The sequence below is a fragment of the Halopenitus persicus genome (assembly GCF_900107205.1).
GTDB classification, from domain to species: domain Archaea; phylum Halobacteriota; class Halobacteria; order Halobacteriales; family Haloferacaceae; genus Halopenitus; species Halopenitus persicus.
The window spans coordinates 452,615-468,407 of the sequence record NZ_FNPC01000001.1 but is presented as its reverse complement, the minus strand read 5'-3'; the positions used below and the strand labels follow the sequence as shown (position 1 = coordinate 468,407).

The following is a 15,793-nucleotide window of genomic DNA, read 5'->3' as shown; positions in this document are numbered from 1 at the left end:
GACCGCGCCGTCGATCGATCGATATGCGCTTCGATCCGACCGAGACCGCCGTGGTCGTCGTCGACATGCAGAACGGGTTCTGTCACCCGGACGGAAGCCTGTATGCGCCGCCAAGCGAGGCGGCGATCGACCCGGTCGTCGACCTCGTCGAGCGCGGGCGCGAGGCGGGCGCCCGGATCGTCTTCACCCGGGACGTCCACCCGCCCGAGCAGTTCGAGAACGCCCACTACTACGACGAGTTCGACCGATGGGGCGAACACGTCACGGAGGACTCCTGGGAGGCCGAGCTCGTCGACGAGCTGTCGGTGAAGGGCGACGACCACGTCGTCGAGAAACACACCTACGACGCCTTCCACCGGACCGAACTCGAGGGGTGGCTGAACGCCCGCGGGATCCGCGATCTGGCCATCTGCGGGACGCTGGCGAACGTCTGCGTCCTCCATACCGCGGGAAGCGCCGGGCTCCGCGATTTCAAGCCCGTCGTCGTCGAGGACGCGCTCGGCTACATCGAGTCGGACCACCGCGAGTACGCGGTCGATCACGCCGACTGGCTCTTCGGGGAGACGACGACGCTGCCGGACGTTACGTTCGAGTGACGCCGGCGGCGGATCGTCTCGGCCAGACGTCAGGAATCGTCCCGGTCAGCGTCGAGGAATCGTCCCGGTCAGGTGTCGACCGTCACGACCTCACAGTCGAGCTTCTCGCGCAGGAACTCGTCGATGTCCGGATCGGAGAACACCTTCCGGAGCGTTCGCCGCCAGCGACTCGCCTGCCGGGAGCCGATCACGACGACGTCGGCGTCCTCCGCGGCGACCTCCTCGAGGATCGATTCCTCCACGAGGAATCCCTTGCGAACGACGTACCGCGCCCGGTCGATCGGCCCGAGCTCCCGTTCGACCGCCCGCTTCAGGTCGATGCGGGTGACGTTGTGGCTGTCCTGATACAGATCGACGTGCAGAACCGTGAGGGCGGCGTCCCGGTCCTCGGCGATCCGGGCCGCTTCCCGGAGCGTGGCCGCGGAGTTGCTCGTCAGCGGGTACCGAACCGGGACCACGACCAGGGTCATGTCCGACCCCTCGAGCGCCCGTTACAAGACCCTGCCGTTCCCCGACGCGTCGTGCCGCTTCCGGGACGGCTGACCCATCACGTATCCGCCCGTGCGGGGTCGGCTCCGTGCACGATCCGGATCCGACCCTCGATCGCGGGATCGACGCCGCGTTCGGCCGCGTACCGGTACAGCTCCTCGTACTGGATCCCGCCCTCGCCGGCGCGATGTCGTTCCTCGAGCGTCGGGAACTCGTGGTCGGAGTGCAGCAGGTACTCGGAGGTCGCGACCGTGTACGTCGCGTCGGGGTCGATCGGGTCGCCGCCGACGGTCGCCTCGCGGAGCCGTTCCGCGTCCGCGTCCCAGACGACCCGCGCGTTCGAGACGTGGCCGTGCCACCAGTCGTCCGCGCCGAAGTCGACGTCCGGGGCGGCCATCTCGCGGAGGATCGACCGCAGCTCCGTCCCGGTCACCGCGGCGCGGACGACCGGCTCCTCGAACGGAACGAGCCCGATGCACGTCGCCTTGGTGACCGCGCCGGCGATCGGGTCCCCGGACCGGATCCCGCCGGCGTTCGAGAGCCCGACGTCGGCGTCGACGGCCCACCGGAAGGCGTCGGCGACGAAGTTCCCGACGCGGCATTCTCCGCCGTGGACCACCGCGTCGCCGCGCTCGATCGGCTCCGTGACCGTGGCCACGACCTCGTCGAGGGCCGCCCGCTCCAGCCGGTCGGTCAGGGTCGCCCGGAGTTTCGGAACCGGATCGGCGCCGTCGCGCTCGTGGAGGCGCGCCGTCGGCGTCCCGGATCCGGACAGCTCGACCTCCGCGACGGCCCGCCCGTTGACCCCCGGCCGGACGAGGAGGGTTCCGTCGATGACGTCGACCCGGCGGTCGTGGACGTGCCCGCCGAGGATCGCGTCGACGTCGGTCGTCCGGGCCAGCTCCTCGTCCCCGCCGCCGAGATGCGAGAGGACGACGACGTGGTCGGGATCCGCCTCGTCGGTCAGCCGGTCGACCGCACGCTCGACCGCGGCGATCGGGTCGGTGAACGACAGCGACGCCGCGGACGGGTTCAACGAATCGGTCGCCGGGTCGGTGACGCCGACGAACCCGACCCGGTCGCCGTCGACCGTTCGCACCGTGGCCGGGACGACGCCCTCCGCGCGGCCGAACGGCTCGCCGTCCGCGTCGCGGACGTTCGCGGAGACGAACGTCGGGCCGGACGCGGCGACGATCTCCCGGAGCGCGTCGGGGCCGTAATCGAACTCGTGGTTGCCGAACGTCTCCAGCCGCGTGCCGGCGGCCGCGTAGAAGTCGACCGCCTGCCGGCCGCGCGTGACCAGCGAGCAGACGCCCGGCGCGACCGTGTCGCCGGTGCCGACGACGATCGCGTCCGGGCCGTCGAGTGCCCGGAGCCGTCCGGCGAGCGCGGCCGCCCGCTCGGGCGTGTCGAAGACGTTCTCGACGTCGGAGTGATGGAGAAGACGCGGCATCGGATACCGGTCGTACGTGACGGATCGAATAAAAGGGATCGACGTGGCCGGTCGGTTCGTGACCGGTCGGTTCGTGGCCGGTCGGTTCGTGGCCGGTCGGTTCGTGGCCAAAACCGGACGTAGTCAACGACCGAGGACCGCCGGTGCCGACGGCCGTCGGTCCGATCCGTGGATCCCGTTCCATTTCCATCCGGATATTGACACGCCGTTTGACGTTTTCCGATGATTTCCACACAAAAGTCGTTCACAGCATAAACGCTTATGTAGTGCGACTCATATGCGAAAGTGTACCTATGCCACGAAAACACGACGATCGTCGAACGTTCCTGAAAAGCGTCGGGGCTGCGGCAACCACCGTGGGGCTCGCGGGGTGTGCCGGTCTCGGCGGCGGCCCCGAGCGTGACACCTTCCTGCTGGGCGCGGTCACGTCGCTGTCGGGCGACCTCCGCTTCGGCGGCGGAGTCACCCAGCGCGGCTACGACATGTGGGCCGACACGATCAACCGCGAGCAGGGCGGGATCGAGATCGGCGGCGACACCTACGAGGTCGAGGTCGAGTACGCCGACGCGCAGTCGAACCCCTCGGCGGGCGCCGACGCGGCCTCGCAGATGATCAACGACGGGGCCGACGCCCTTCTCGGGCCGTACTCGAGCAACGTGACCCTCTCGGTCTGTCCGATCGCGGAGCAGAACTCGATCCCGCACATCACCGGCAGCGCCGAGTCGCCGCAGATCTGGCAGGAGGGCTACGAGTACAGCTTCGGGACGATCCCGACGGTGAGCATCATCGGCAACGAGGCGACGTCCGCGCTGTTGAACCTCGAGCCCCAGCCCGAGTCGGTCTACGTCACGGGCGTCAACGAGCCGTTCTCGGAGGCGACCGCCGTTTCGATGCGGACCGCCGCCGAGGACGCCGGGGTCACCGTCGAGAACTACGAGCTGTTCCCGCGCGACACCGACTACACGAACGTCGTGAGCGCGGCGCAGAACGCGGACCCGGACCTGCATCTCCACGGCGGCCACATCGGGAGCCACGTCGACCTCGTCAGCGCGGCCTCGCAGCTCGGGTACACCCCGAACGGGTTCCTGATGCATTACGGCGTCAACACGGGATCGTACAAGGAGGGCGCCGGCGCCCAGGCGCCCTACACCTTCGGCGCGACCGTGTGGATCCCGAGCGTCGACCGGTCCGGCGGCGTGCTGTTCGACTCCCCGCAGGCGTACGCCGACGCGGCCGAGGCCGCGTACGGCTCCGCGCCCGACTACACGCAGGCCGGCTCGACCGCGGCCGGGATCGTCTACCAGGAGGCGCTCAAGGAGCTCAACGCGGCCCCGCCGCTCTCCCAGGACGACAAGGACGAGCTCATCGGCATCCTCGAGGAGATCGAGGTCAACACGTTCTACGGCAACGTCACCTTCGAGGTCGGCGGCGAGTACCACCACAACAACATCAACACGCAAACCCTCCTCATCCAGCTCGGCGAGGACGGATCGCCGACGATCGTCGGCCCCGAGGACGCCGCGACCGGCGAGCCCAACTACCCCGTCCCCGCCTGGGACGAGCGGTAACCCCCTCTCGCCATCATTTTAAATGGTCGATATTGGACTCTTCACGCAGATCGTGATCAACGGCCTCCTGCTCGGGGGGATCTACGTCACGATCGGCGTCGGCTTCTCGCTGGCGTTCGGCGTGCTCGAGGTCGTCGACTTCGCGGTCGGCGAGTACGTGATGGTCGGCGCGTTCATGGGCGCGGTGCTCGCGCCCCTGTTCGGCGCCGAGGGCGTCTTCGTGATCCCGATCGTGCTCGTCGTCTTCTTCGCGGTCGGCGCGCTCATTCAGCCGCTGATCCACCACGTGACGACCGGCGATAGGCCCCACCCGCTGTTGATGGGGCTCGTCTTCACGTTCGGGCTCGCGACGTTCCTCCGCGGGTCGGTGCTCACGATCTTCGGCCCGAACAGCCAGGACGTCCCCTCCTCGCTGCTGACCGGCGGCATCGAGGTTCCCGGACTCGGGACGTTCCCCGTGGTCCGGACGGTGACCGCCGTCTTCGGCGTGACGGGCCTGGCCGTGTTCATGTACTACCTGTACCGAACGCGCGGCGGGATGGCCATCCGCGCGATCGCCGAGGACCGGACGAACGCCAGGCTGATGGGGATCAACATCAACCGTTACCAGTCGATCGCCTACGGCGCCTACGCCGCGTTGACCGGCAGCGCCGGCGTCTTCATCGGGATGACGTTCAACGCGAGCCCGGGAATGGGCCTGCAGTACACGGCGTTCGCGTTCTTCATGGTCGTGCTCGCCGGGATGGGCTACCTCCCGGGAGTCATCGTCGCGGGGATCGTGCTCGGGCTCACCCAGTCGTTCACGGCGGTGTACATCAGCGGGAACGCGGTGTTGCTCGTGCTGTTCGCGATCATCTACGTCGTGTTGCTCGTCTCGCCGGCCGGCATCCTCGGGAAGGGGGAGTGGGCCACATGAGCGGGTCCGCCCCCGTCCTCGACCGGTTGCCGGGCGACCGCCGCTACTGGTTCCTCGCCCTCGGCGTCCTGCTGCTCGCCTGGCCGTTCCTGTTCGGGTCCTTCTGGGCGCGGATCGGCCTCGGCGCGCTGATGTGGATCGGCCTGGCCCAGTCGTGGAACATGATCGGCGGGTACGCCGGCTACCTCGACTTCGGCCACGGCGCCTACTTCGGCATCGGCGGGTTCGCGGCCGGGATCGCGATGGTGCAGTTCGGCTACCCCTTCGTCGTCGGCTTCGCCCTCGCGATCGTCGTGGCCGCCGTCCTGGCGTACCTGGTGGCGGTGCCGACGCTCAGACTCACGGGCGCGTACTTCGCGATCGCGACGTGGGCGCTGGCCGAGTCGATCAAGCAGGCGGCGCTGATCCTCGAGATCACCGGCGGGACGTTCGGGTTGAGTCTGCCGCGGTCGCCGGACACGTTCATCGGGATCGCGGTCCCGTTCGCGATCTCGGAGACGTTCTTCTACTACGTGATGCTGCTGCTGTGTGCGGCGACGATGCTCGTCACGTACGTCCTGTTCGAGCGACACGAGTTCGGCTACCGGGTGAAGGCGCTGCGTGACGACCAGGACGCGGCCGAGTCGCTCGGCATCGACACCACCCGCGTCAAACGACAGGTGTACGTGCTCTCCTGTGTCGTCGCCGCGGTCTTCGGGTCGGTGTACGCGTGGTACATCGTCTTCATCCACCCGAACGACATTCTGGCGCCCATCGTCACCGATCGGATGGTGATCATGGCGCTGCTGGGCGGGCTCGGAACGCTGACCGGGCCGATATTCGGCGGGCTGTTGGTGTTCCTGCTCCAGCGCCTCTCGTCGGTGTTCCTCGGATCGAGCACGTTCTACCTGCCGCTGATCGGGACCCTCATCATGATCACGGTGCTGTTCGCGCCCAGCGGGATCATCGGGATCCTCCGCGGCGAGATCGGTCGCGACGACGTGCGAAAGAACCTCAAGGAGCTCGGGGAGAAGTTCGATCTACTATGAGCGACGGCGACACCATCCTCAAGACGACGGACCTGACGAAGCGCTTCGGCGCGTTGACCGCCAACGACGAGATCTCGTTGGCGGTCGAGCGCGGCGAGATCCGCGGGATCATCGGGCCGAACGGCTCCGGGAAGACGACCTTCTTCAACACCGTCACCGGCTTCTACGAGCCCGACGGAGGGTCGGTTCACTTCAACGGCGAGGAGGTGACCGGCTGGGAGCCCCACCGGCTCGCGCGGCGCGGGCTCGGGCGGACCTTCCAGATCGTCTCCCCGTTCAAGAACATGACCGTCCGGCAGAACATGCTCGCGGTCCAGACCGACGACGGTCGCTCCCGCGAGGAGAAACGCGAACGCGTCGGGGAGATCCTCGAGTTCCTCGAGATCGACCACATCGCGGACAACGAGGCCCGCGGGATGTCCGGCGGCCAGCAGAAGCTGCTCGAGCTCGGCCGCGTGCTGATGCTCGATCCCGAGCTCGTGATGCTCGACGAGCCCGCGGCGGGCGTCAACCCGGCCCTCGAGGAGCGGATCATGGACCACATCCACGAGCTCAACGACGAGGGGACGACCTTCGTCGTCATCGAACACGATATGCACGTGATGAAGACGCTCGCCGACACGGTGTCCGTCTTCGACTCCGGGCGCCACATCGCACAGGGCGACTTCGAGGAGGTCTCCCAGAACGAGGACGTCCGGAAGGCCTACCTCGGCGGAACGACCGCGGAGGACGACGAGGTGCCGGTATGAGCGACGTCACCGGCGGCGGATCCGGCGCCGATGATGCGGCCGATTCGGATGATGCGGCCGGCGCCGATTTCGACGGCGCCCAACGGACCGGCGACGTTCCGACGCTCTCGGCGACCGACGTCGAAGCCGGCTACGACCAGCACCAGGTGCTCCACGGGATCACCTTCGAGAGCCGCGACGGCGTGACGTGCATCTTCGGGCCGAACGGGTCGGGCAAGTCGACGTTCCTGAAGACGATGAACGGGATCGTCCCCGTCTGGGACGGCACGATCACCTACGGTGACGTCGACCTCACCGACGAGAAGCCGGAGGACATCGTCACCCACGGCATCGCGACGCTGCCGCAGGGCGGCGGCATCTTCGCCAGCCTCTCCGTCGAGGAGAACCTCAACGTCGGCGCGTTCACCGTGGACGACGCGGACGCGATCGCCGAGCGGAAGGCCGAGGTGCTCGAGGTGTTCCCGGCCCTGGAGGACAAACTCGACCAGAAGGCGCGCGAGCTCTCGGGCGGCCAGCAGATGATGGTCAGCCTCGGCCGGGCGATGATGACCGGGGCCGACACCTTCCTGCTCGACGAGCCGTCGGCCGGCCTGGCGCCCCGGCTGGTCGACGACGCGTTCGGACTCATCGAGCGGCTGGTCGACCGGGGCGCGCAGGTGATCCTGATCGAACAGAACGTCCGGGCCGCGCTTCGGCTCGCCGACTACGTCTACATCCTCGCGGAGGGCGAGGTGCAGTTCCACGGCCCGCCGGAGGACCTCTCCGAGGAGGACGAGCTGATGGAGCTGTACCTCGGGCTCTAGCCGGCGGTCGGATCGAGGTGCCTCGACCGCGGCCAATCACTCCCCGCTCACAGTCGATCGGGGTCGTGCCATGCAGCCGCCTCGCACGCTCCGGGCGGTTTGAAAGCCCTTTTATGCCATCCCGCAGTATCACGGGGCACAGCCTCTTCGGGGTTGATGATGTGGCGCGCCGATAGGGACCGACCGCCGGCGCGGCCACGCGAGCCCACGAGGGGGAACGGTGACCAACTATGGCAGTTTACGTAGACTACGACACCCCAGCCGACCTCGCGGACCGCGCGCTCGACGCGCTCGAGGTCGCCCGAGACACCGGTACGGTAAAGAAAGGCACGAACGAAACGACCAAGTCCGTCGAACGCGGCAACGCGAAGCTCGCCTTCGTCGCCGAGGACGTCTCGCCGGAGGAGATCGTGATGCACCTTCCCGAGCTCGCCGAGGAGAAGGGAATTCCGGTCGTCTTCGTCGAGACCCAGGACGACGTCGGTCACGCGGCCGGCCTCGAGGTCGGCTCCGCGGCGGCCGCGATCGTCGACGCCGGCGAGGCGTCCGACGACGTCGAGGACATCGCCGGAAAGGTCGAGGAACTCCGATAAGCGGTTATGAGCGCAGAAGAGGGAACCGGCGACTCGACGGCCGCGGAGGTCATCGAAGTCGTCGGCAAAACCGGGATGCACGGCGAGGCCATGCAGGTCAAATGCCGCATCCAGGAAGGGTCGAATCAGGGCCGCATCATCACGCGAAACGTCCTGGGCCCCGTCCGCGTGGGCGACGTGCTCCAGCTGCGGGAGACCCAGCGTGACGCCGACTCGATCGGAGGGCAATGACGATGGTCGAGACACGCACCTGTGATTACACCGGCGAGGAGATCGAGCCCGGCACGGGCACGATGTTCGTGAAGACGGACGGAACGATCCTCCACTTCGTCGACTCGAAGGCGGAGAAGAACTACTTCATGGGCCGTGAAGCCCGCGACCTCGAGTGGACCGAGGCCGGGCAGGCCGCCAAGGGCGAGGACGAATGAGCCACCACGACGAGCGCACCTTCGTGATGGTCAAACCCGACGGCGTCAACCGCGGCCTGATCGGCGAGGTCGTCTCCCGGTTCGAGGACCGCGGGCTCCAGCTCGTCGGCGCGAAGTTCATGCAGATCGACGAGGAGCTCGCCCACGAACACTACGGCGAACACGCCGACAAGCCGTTCTTCGACGGGCTCGTCGAGTTCATCACGTCCGACCCGGTCTTCGCGATGGTCTGGGAGGGCGCCGACGCGACCCGCCAGGTCCGCGCGATGGTCGGCGAGACCGACCCCGCCGAGTCCGACCCGGGCACGATCCGCGGCGACTTCGGGCTCGATCTGGGCCACAACGTCATCCACGCCTCCGACCACGAGGACGAGGGCGCCAACGAACGCGAGATCGACCTCTTCTTCGAGGAGGACGAGCTCGTCGACTGGACCCGCTCCGGCACGACGTGGGTCTACGAGGACGCCGAGTAACCACCCGACCCGAACGATTTTTCGCGGACGATTTTCCCGTCGAGGAGCCCGGTCTCCGTGGGCGATCACGTCCACGGACGCGACTCCACCCGTCGACACGGCCTCGCCGCCCTGAGCCTTTATACGGCCGCCGGACGAATCACGGGACATGGTCGGAATCACCTACGAGGACTTCCTGGACCGGTCCTACGAGCCGACGGCCGACGACCTCGTCTGCCGGTTTTACGTCGAGCCGGCGGCGGACATGGACGCCGAGGCGGCCGCGTCGCGGGTCGCCTCCGAGTCCTCCAACGGGACGTGGGCGGCGCTGCAGGTCGAGGGGTCGGTGACCGACCTCTCGGCGACCGCCTTCGACGTCGAGCCGACGAGCGTCGGCGGCGACACGCCGGGCACGGACCGGCGGGAGGGGTACGACGTCGGCGTCGCCTACCCGATGGCGCTGTTCGAGCCGGGGAGCATGCCGCAGGTGCTGTCGTGCATCGCCGGCAACATCCTCGGGATGAAGGCGGTCGACCGGATCCGCCTGCGCGACTGCGAGTGGCCCGAGCCGCTGGCGACGTCGTTCCCCGGGCCGGCGTACGGCTCCGCCGTGCGCGACCGGGTCTTCGACGCCGGGGACCGGCCGATCACCGCGACGGTCCCGAAGCCGAAGGTCGGCCTCTCGACCGACCAGCACGTCGAGGTCGGGTACCAGGCCTGGACCGGGGGGATCGACCTGCTGAAGGACGACGAGAACCTCACCGACCAGGCGTTCAACCCGTTCCACGACCGGCTCACCGAGAGCCTCGACGCGCGCGACCGCGCCGAGGAGGAGACCGGCGAGCGCAAGTCCTACCTGGTCAACGTCACCGCGCCCGGCGGGGAGATGCTCGACCGCGTCGACGCGGTCGCCGAGGCGGGCGGCGAGTACGTGATGGTCGACGTCGTCACCTGCGGGTGGGCCGCGGTCCAGCAGGTCCGCGAGCGCTGTGACCGCCACGGGCTCGCGATCCACGCCCATCGGGCGATGCACGCCGGCTTCGACCGCCTGCCGGACCACGGCGTCTCGATGCGCGTCATCGCCCAGATCGCCCGGCTGTGCGGCGTCGACCAGATCCACACGGGCACCGCGGACCTGGGCAAGCTGGCCAACGAGGACACCGCCGGCATCAACGAGTGGCTCCGGTCGGACCTGTACGGCCTCGCGGACGTGCTGCCGACGGCCTCGGGCGGGCTCCACCCGGGACTGGTGCCCGAGCTCGTCGACCGGCTCGGCACGCAGCTGTGCATCCAGGCCGGCGGCGGGATCCACGGCCATCCGGACGGGACCCACGCCGGCGCGAAGGCCCTTCGGGCCGCCGTCGACGCGGCGGCCGCCGGCGAGGACATCGAAGCCGCGGCCGAGCGGGAGCCGGCGCTCGCGACGGCCATCGAGAAGTGGGGGACGGAGACGCCGCGGTAGCGGACCTCGACCGGTGATCCGCGGCGGGGCTACACCGGCTCGCCGAACGCGTAGACGGTGTTGTGGCCGGTGACCTCGACGGTCGCGACGTCGCCCGGTTCGAGCCCGTGGTCGGTGGCGTTCTGGACGATCACCTGTCGGTACGCCGAGTCGCGACACTTCACCGAGTCGCCGGTCCCCTCCTCGACGACGAGCACCTCGCGGGTGGTCCCGACCAGCTCCGCGTAGGCCTCGCCGACGACGTCCATCTTCAGCTCGGACATCGCCTTCGAGCGCTCCTTTTTTACCGTCCCGCCGAGGCCCTTCATCTCGGCGGCGTCGGTGCCGGGGCGCTTCGAGAAGCGGGTGACGTTGATCTTCTCGGGGCGGACCTCCCGGAGGAGGTCCATCGACCGCTCGTGGTCGTCGCTCGTCTCCGTGGGGAACCCGACGATGAAGTCCGTCGAGAGCGTCCAGTGGTCCAGCCGGTCGTCGAACGTCTCCACGATCTCGCGGAACTTGTCGACGCGGTGCTGACGGCGCATCGACTCGAGCACCTCGTCGCTGCCCGACTGGACCGGCGCGTGGATGAAGTCGTAGAGCTTCTCGTTGCGCGCGAAGACGTCGGCCAGCTCCTCGTGGATCCCGTGAATGCCGCCGGGGTTCGCCATCCCCAGCCGGACGCGGAACTCCCCGTCGATGGCACAGATCCGGTCGAGCAGCTCCGGGAGCTTCCGCTCGCCGTCGTCCCAGCCGTAGACGCCGGTGTCCTGTCCGGTCACCCGGATCTCCTTCGCGCCGGCGTGGACGAGCGCGCGGGCCTTCTCGACGTTCTCCTCGACCGGCGGCGAGTCGACGCGGCCGGTCGCGAACTTGGTGATGCAGTACGAGCAGTTGCTCATACAGCCCCGCGCGATCGGGAGTATCCCGACGACGCCGTCGAGGATCGGCTCCGTGTCGGACGCCGGGGTCGGACACTCGCCGTTGCGCACGCGGGTCGGGACGTCGTCCCAGTGGAGCACCTCGGCGTCGATGCCGGCCTCGCGGAACTGCTCGCCCTGCGCGAGCGCCATGCAGCCCGTGACGATCAGGTCGGCGGTCTCCTCGGCGAGCTCCTCGGCGCGACGGAGCATGTTCCGCTCGGTCTTCTCGACGACGGTGCAGGTGTTGAGGATGGCGACGTCGGCCTCGTCGGGCCCGTCGGCGGGGCGGTGGCCGCCGTCGCGCAGCGCCCGCTCGATCTCGCGGCTCTCACCCCGGTTCGACGTGCAGCCGTACGTCTCGATGTGATACGTCGCCATCGGTTGGTCCCGCTAACGCCCCGGCGGGCAAAAGGACGACGGATCGGCGGGACGCGGGATGCCCGTCGTCCGTGGGCTGTGACGGACTCGATGCCGTGGTACCGACTCCCGATGCCGTCACGTGGCGGATGGGTTTTCACCCCGCCGCCGAAAGGAGGCGTATGGGCTTCGGCAGCTACGATGAATCCGAACAGGAGAACGCGAACCGGGACGACGAGGACGACGACTCCGAGGCGGTGAACGTCCACGAGAACGACCACGACGGGTCGATGTCCTTCGAGAGCGACGCCTCGACCGACGACCTCGTCGGGCGGCTCGCGGAGATGAAGGACGACGAGGACGAGGACGAATAGCGCGGCCGGTCGTGAACCGGATGTGGTAGTGTACAAACGTTTTATTTCATGCTCGAAAACCCCGATTAAGTGATCTCGTGATCGAACGTCTCCGCGGAACGGGACCGCTTTTGAGCGGGACGGGCGATGTCGGATCCGGACCGTGACCCATCGTCGAACCGACCACGACGGCGATTCGCGACGGTCGGCGGCGACCGACGGCGGCCGGTTCCGCGTGCTGGTGCCGCTGGCCAACCCGCAACACGAGACTGCGCTCGTCACGCTCGCGAGCGCGGTGGCGAAACGGTACGGCGGCGTGATCGACGCGGTCCACATCGTCACGGTTCCCGACCAGACGTCCCTGGAGTACGCCGTCGACCACCTCGAGGACCACGAGGAGAACTACCACGGGATCCTCGACGCGGCCCGCCGCGATGCCGAGACCCTCGGCGTGCCCGTGGAGACGCACACCATCGTCTCCCACCGCGGCTTCGAGGAGATCTTCGACGCCGCTCGGACCCACGACGCCGACCTCGTCGTGATGGGATGGGGACCCGACTCCCACGGCGACCCCGGCCGGATCGAGAGCACCGTCGACGAGGTGGTCGGCGACGTCCCCTGTGACGTCCTCGTCTACCGGGATCGGGGGTTCGACCCCTCGCGGGTGCTGCTTCCCACCGCCGGCGGTCCCGACTCCGATCTCGCCGCCGAGATCGCGCGGATCCTCAACGCACGGTACGGCGGCGAGATCACGCTGTTACACGTGGCGGAGGACGGGGAGCGGGCCGCCGGCGAGGCGTTCCTCGAGGAGTGGGCCCTCGAGCACGGCTTCGAGGACGCCGCCCGGCGGGTCGACACCGGCGACGTGGCCGCGGCCATCAGCCGAGCCGCCGACGACGCGACGCTGCTGGCCATCGGAGCGACGGAGCGGGGACTCCTCCCCCGGCTGGTCCGCGGAAGCGTGGCGGCCGACGTCGTCGACGAGGTCGACTGCTCGGTCCTGCTCGCCGAACGGTCGCGAACGACCGGGATCCTCGATCGGCTCCTCGGGTGGCGGTGACCTCCGACGACGGCTGCTCGAGAAGGAACGAACTAAGCGGCTCGACGCCGAACGACGGAGTATGTTCCCGTATGTGCGTCGATTCCCGGTTCACGATCGTGATCGACGGGATCTCGCCGAGTTCCACGGCCCGCTCGAGGAAACGAGCCGTGGACGACCGATCGAGTTCGGGAGGCGTCGGACGTGAGCGGCGACGAGGAGCTCGCGAAGGACCTCGGGCTGCTGGCGGCGCTGACGATCGGGATCGGGACGATGATCGGCGCGGGCATCTTCGTCCTTCCCGGGACCGCCGTGGCGCGGGCCGGGCCGCTGTCGGCGGCCACGTTCGTGATCGGCGGCGTCGTCGCGCTGTTCACGGCGCTGTCGGCCTCCGAGCTGGGGACCGCGATGCCGCGATCCGGCGGCGCCTACTTCTACATCAACCGCGCGCTCGGCCCCCTGTTCGGGTCGATATCCGGCTGGGCGAACTGGCTCGGCCTCGCGTTCGCGTCCTCGTTTTATATGTACGGCTTCGGCGAGTACGTCAACGCGCTCGTCGGCGCGCCGGCGCTGACGCTCGGCCCGGCGTCGCTGTCGGCGGCCCAGACCATCGGCCTGGTCGGGGCCGTGCTGTTCGTCGGCGTGAACTACGTCGGCGCGAAGGAGACCGGCGGCCTCCAGAACGCCATCGTCCTCACTCTGCTTGCGATCCTCGGGCTGTTCACGGTCGTCGGCCTGTTCAACGCCGAGCTGTCGTCGCTGCGCCCGATCGCGCCGCCCGGCGCCGCCGCCGAGGTGTTGCCCGTGACGGCGGTCGTCTTCGTCTCCTATCTCGGGTTCGTCCAGATCACCTCCGTCGCCGAGGAGATCAAGAACCCGGGACGGAACCTCCCGCTCGCCGTCATCGGCTCGGTCGTGATCGTCACGACGATCTACGCCCTGTTCCTCGTGGTCCTGCTGGCTGCCGTTCCCACGGAGATGGTGGCGAACAACGACACGGCGGTCGTCGAGGCCGCACAGCTGCTGTTCGGCCGGTACTCGGTCCTCGGATACGGCCTCGGGCTCCTCGGCTGGGGCGCGTTGCTGTTCGGCGGCCTGCTGGCGACGGCCTCCTCGGCGAACGCCTCGATCCTCTCGTCGTCCCGGATCAACTTCGCGATGGGTCGCGAGAAGATCGTCACCCCGAAGCTCAACGAGATCCACGGTCGGTTCGGCACGCCGTATAAATCGATCGCGGTGACCGGCGCGCTCATCGTCGTCTTCCTCGTGGCCGGGAACCTCGAGCTGCTCGCGACCGCGGGGTCGGTCCTGCATCTCATCGTCTACGGGCTGTTGAACCTCGCGCTGATCGTGATGCGGGAGGCGGAGCCCGAGGGCTACGACCCGGACTTCACGGTGCCGCTGTATCCGGTCGTCCCGATCGTCGGGGCGATCACCTCCTTCGCGCTCATCGCCTACATCGAGCCGCGGGTCATCGCGCTCTCGGCCGGGCTGGTCGCGTTCGCGACCCTCTGGTACTTCGGGTACGCCCGGAGCCGGGTGGAGAGCTCCGGCGTGCTCGGAACGTGGGTGCTCGACCGCGCCGAGGAGATGCCGGACGCGGCCGTCTCGGCTGCTACCTCCGTCCAGCCCGAAGCCGCCGACTACCGCGTGATGGTTCCGCTCTCGAACCCCGCGACCGAGGGACACCTCATCTCCCTGGCGGCCGCGGTCGCGAAACAGCGCGACGGGACCGTCGTCGCGGTCAACGTCGCCAACGTCCCTGACCAGACCTCCCTCACGGCGGCCCGCGACCGGGGCGCCCACGACGCCGCCTACGACCTGCTGGACCGCGCCAAGGAGGACGCCGAGACCTTCGGCGTGGACGTCGAGACCCACGTGATCCTCTCTCACCGCACCTTCGAGGAGGTCTTCGACGCGGCCCGCACCTTCGGCGCCGACCTGACCGTGATGGGCTGGGGCGAGGACGCCCACGGCTCGCCGGGTCGGGCCGAGTCGGCGATCGACGAGATCGCCCACTCGCTGCCCAGCGACATCCTCGTGTTCAAGGACCGCGGGTACGACCCCTCGCGGATCCTCGTCCCGACCGCCGGCGGTCCCGACTCCGAGCTGTCGGCGGCCGTCGCCCGGATGCTGCGCGCCGAGTACGATAGCGAGGTCACGCTGTTGCACGTCGCCGACGACGTCGCCGCGGGCCGGCGCTTCCTCGAGGAGTGGGCGGCCGACAACGACCTCGCGGACGCGACCCTGCGGGTCGAATCGGGCGGCGTGCAGGAGCGGATCGCCGAGGCCGCCGCCGACGCGACGATGCTCGTGATCGGCGCCACCGAGAAGGGGCTGCTCTCACGGCTCGTGCGTGGTTCGCTCGTGCTCGACGTCCTCTACGACGTCGACTGTTCGGTGCTGATCGCCGAGAAGAAACACGATCGCGGCATCCGGTCGCGGCTGTTCGGATCGGGCGCCCGGTCGCGGATACCGTCAGAGGAGCCGGATTCGTCAGAGGAGCCGGATTCGTCAGAGGAGCCGGATTCATCGGAGAAACCGGATTCGTCCGAGGCGACCGCCGAGACCTCCACCGAGACGACGACTCGGGACTGACCGGCCG

16 protein-coding genes and 1 pseudogene are annotated in these 15,793 nt (G+C 68.9%); 14 read left to right on the top strand and 3 right to left on the bottom strand.

Translation table 11 applies throughout. From position 1 onward, the window contains the following. Positions 1 to 23 precede the first annotated feature (23 nt). Complete coding sequence (locus BLV25_RS02370) at positions 24 to 596, top strand: cysteine hydrolase family protein (protein ID WP_021072796.1); 573 nt, start codon at positions 24 to 26, stop codon at positions 594 to 596. 68 nt (positions 597 to 664) lie between these two features. Here the strand turns inward: BLV25_RS02370 and BLV25_RS02365 are convergent, their stop codons facing one another. Together BLV25_RS02365 and BLV25_RS02360 are read right to left on the bottom strand one after the other, a co-directional pair. After that, positions 665 to 1,066 carry a universal stress protein gene (locus BLV25_RS02365; protein WP_021072797.1) on the bottom strand — a complete coding sequence of 134 codons (402 nt, stop codon included), beginning with the start codon at positions 1,064 to 1,066 and terminating at the stop codon, positions 665 to 667. Positions 1,067 to 1,143: 77 nt separating this feature from the next. Further along, entirely contained in the window at positions 1,144 to 2,538 is a 1,395-nt protein-coding gene (locus BLV25_RS02360) for a bifunctional metallophosphatase/5'-nucleotidase (protein ID WP_092730754.1), read from the bottom strand. A gap of 293 nt (positions 2,539 to 2,831) precedes the next feature. Between BLV25_RS02360 and BLV25_RS02355 the strand changes: the two genes are divergently transcribed. The 10 genes from BLV25_RS02355 (at position 2,832) to rbcL (ending at position 10,537) form a co-directional block, all read left to right on the top strand. After that, a complete protein-coding gene (locus tag BLV25_RS02355) occupies positions 2,832 to 4,106 on the top strand; it encodes an amino acid ABC transporter substrate-binding protein (RefSeq protein ID WP_021072799.1) in 1,275 nt (424 codons plus the stop codon). Between the two features lie 22 nt (positions 4,107 to 4,128). Continuing rightward, a complete protein-coding gene (locus BLV25_RS02350) occupies positions 4,129 to 5,022 on the top strand; it encodes a branched-chain amino acid ABC transporter permease (RefSeq protein ID WP_021072800.1) in 894 nt (297 codons plus the stop codon). Further along, positions 5,019 to 6,050, top strand: a complete 1,032-nt coding sequence (locus BLV25_RS02345) for a branched-chain amino acid ABC transporter permease (protein WP_049817724.1) — start codon at positions 5,019 to 5,021, stop codon at positions 6,048 to 6,050. Before BLV25_RS02350 ends, BLV25_RS02345 begins: the two co-directional genes overlap by 4 nt. Then, the gene (locus BLV25_RS17780) at positions 6,047 to 6,799 is read left to right on the top strand and encodes an ABC transporter ATP-binding protein (protein WP_256335631.1); all 753 of its coding nucleotides are present in this window, start codon (positions 6,047 to 6,049) and stop codon (positions 6,797 to 6,799) included. The genes BLV25_RS02345 and BLV25_RS17780 overlap by 4 nt, the downstream gene beginning before the upstream one ends. After that, positions 6,796 to 7,602, top strand: a complete 807-nt coding sequence (locus BLV25_RS17775; protein ID WP_256335630.1) for an ABC transporter ATP-binding protein — start codon at positions 6,796 to 6,798, stop codon at positions 7,600 to 7,602. The genes BLV25_RS17780 and BLV25_RS17775 overlap by 4 nt, the downstream gene beginning before the upstream one ends. Before the next feature lie 230 nt (positions 7,603 to 7,832). Next, positions 7,833 to 8,195: a 50S ribosomal protein L7Ae gene (gene rpl7ae, locus BLV25_RS02335; protein ID WP_039400712.1), complete on the top strand. Its 363-nt coding sequence runs from the start codon at positions 7,833 to 7,835 to the stop codon at positions 8,193 to 8,195. Between the two features lie 6 nt (positions 8,196 to 8,201). Next, complete coding sequence (locus BLV25_RS02330; protein ID WP_021072806.1) at positions 8,202 to 8,426, top strand: 30S ribosomal protein S28e; 225 nt, start codon at positions 8,202 to 8,204, stop codon at positions 8,424 to 8,426. A 2-nt stretch (positions 8,427 to 8,428) separates the two neighbouring features. Beyond that, entirely contained in the window at positions 8,429 to 8,623 is a 195-nt protein-coding gene (locus BLV25_RS02325; RefSeq protein WP_039400710.1) for a 50S ribosomal protein L24e, read from the top strand. Further along, the gene (gene ndk, locus BLV25_RS02320; RefSeq protein WP_021072808.1) at positions 8,620 to 9,096 is read left to right on the top strand and encodes a nucleoside-diphosphate kinase; all 477 of its coding nucleotides are present in this window, start codon (positions 8,620 to 8,622) and stop codon (positions 9,094 to 9,096) included. Before BLV25_RS02325 ends, ndk begins: the two co-directional genes overlap by 4 nt. 148 nt (positions 9,097 to 9,244) lie before the next feature. Continuing rightward, entirely contained in the window at positions 9,245 to 10,537 is a 1,293-nt protein-coding gene (rbcL, locus tag BLV25_RS02315) for a type III ribulose-bisphosphate carboxylase (protein ID WP_092730581.1), read from the top strand. A 29-nt stretch (positions 10,538 to 10,566) separates the two neighbouring features. Here rbcL and BLV25_RS02310 read toward each other — a convergent pair whose 3' ends face one another. Next, on the bottom strand, positions 10,567 to 11,817 hold the full coding sequence (locus BLV25_RS02310) for a tRNA (N(6)-L-threonylcarbamoyladenosine(37)-C(2))-methylthiotransferase (RefSeq protein ID WP_092730579.1): 1,251 nt from the start codon (positions 11,815 to 11,817) through the stop codon (positions 10,567 to 10,569). 161 nt (positions 11,818 to 11,978) lie between these two features. On the opposite strand from BLV25_RS02310, the gene BLV25_RS02305 reads away from it, so the two are divergent. The 3 genes and pseudogenes from BLV25_RS02305 to BLV25_RS02295 all read left to right on the top strand — a co-directional run bounded on the left by BLV25_RS02305 (position 11,979) and on the right by BLV25_RS02295 (position 15,786). Next, complete coding sequence (locus BLV25_RS02305) at positions 11,979 to 12,170, top strand: DUF5786 family protein (RefSeq protein ID WP_021072811.1); 192 nt, start codon at positions 11,979 to 11,981, stop codon at positions 12,168 to 12,170. Positions 12,171 to 12,324: 154 nt separating this feature from the next. After that, a pseudogene (locus BLV25_RS02300) lies at positions 12,325 to 13,209 on the top strand (universal stress protein); the annotation flags it as partial. Between the two features lie 183 nt (positions 13,210 to 13,392). Then, positions 13,393 to 15,786: an amino acid permease gene (locus tag BLV25_RS02295; protein WP_021072814.1), complete on the top strand. Its 2,394-nt coding sequence runs from the start codon at positions 13,393 to 13,395 to the stop codon at positions 15,784 to 15,786. The last annotated feature ends 7 nt before the right edge of the window (positions 15,787 to 15,793 follow it).

What these genes read in the sequence shown, in the direction of transcription:
- BLV25_RS02325 (WP_039400710.1), top strand. Translation starts at nt 8,429, where the DNA reads ATGGTCGAGACACGCACCTGTGATTACACCGGCGAGGAGATCGAGCCC.
- BLV25_RS17780 (WP_256335631.1), top strand. Translation starts at nt 6,047, where the DNA reads ATGAGCGACGGCGACACCATCCTCAAGACGACGGACCTGACGAAGCGC.
- BLV25_RS02345 (WP_049817724.1), top strand. Translation starts at nt 5,019, where the DNA reads ATGAGCGGGTCCGCCCCCGTCCTCGACCGGTTGCCGGGCGACCGCCGC.
- ndk (WP_021072808.1), top strand. Translation starts at nt 8,620, where the DNA reads ATGAGCCACCACGACGAGCGCACCTTCGTGATGGTCAAACCCGACGGC.
- BLV25_RS17775 (WP_256335630.1), top strand. Translation starts at nt 6,796, where the DNA reads ATGAGCGACGTCACCGGCGGCGGATCCGGCGCCGATGATGCGGCCGAT.
- rbcL (WP_092730581.1), top strand. Translation starts at nt 9,245, where the DNA reads ATGGTCGGAATCACCTACGAGGACTTCCTGGACCGGTCCTACGAGCCG.
- BLV25_RS02370 (WP_021072796.1), top strand. Translation starts at nt 24, where the DNA reads ATGCGCTTCGATCCGACCGAGACCGCCGTGGTCGTCGTCGACATGCAG.
- BLV25_RS02305 (WP_021072811.1), top strand. Translation starts at nt 11,979, where the DNA reads ATGGGCTTCGGCAGCTACGATGAATCCGAACAGGAGAACGCGAACCGG.
- BLV25_RS02330 (WP_021072806.1), top strand. Translation starts at nt 8,202, where the DNA reads ATGAGCGCAGAAGAGGGAACCGGCGACTCGACGGCCGCGGAGGTCATC.
- BLV25_RS02355 (WP_021072799.1), top strand. Translation starts at nt 2,832, where the DNA reads ATGCCACGAAAACACGACGATCGTCGAACGTTCCTGAAAAGCGTCGGG.
- BLV25_RS02365 (WP_021072797.1), bottom strand. Translation starts at nt 1,066, where the DNA reads ATGACCCTGGTCGTGGTCCCGGTTCGGTACCCGCTGACGAGCAACTCC.
- BLV25_RS02310 (WP_092730579.1), bottom strand. Translation starts at nt 11,817, where the DNA reads ATGGCGACGTATCACATCGAGACGTACGGCTGCACGTCGAACCGGGGT.
- rpl7ae (WP_039400712.1), top strand. Translation starts at nt 7,833, where the DNA reads ATGGCAGTTTACGTAGACTACGACACCCCAGCCGACCTCGCGGACCGC.
- BLV25_RS02360 (WP_092730754.1), bottom strand. Translation starts at nt 2,538, where the DNA reads ATGCCGCGTCTTCTCCATCACTCCGACGTCGAGAACGTCTTCGACACG.
- BLV25_RS02350 (WP_021072800.1), top strand. Translation starts at nt 4,129, where the DNA reads ATGGTCGATATTGGACTCTTCACGCAGATCGTGATCAACGGCCTCCTG.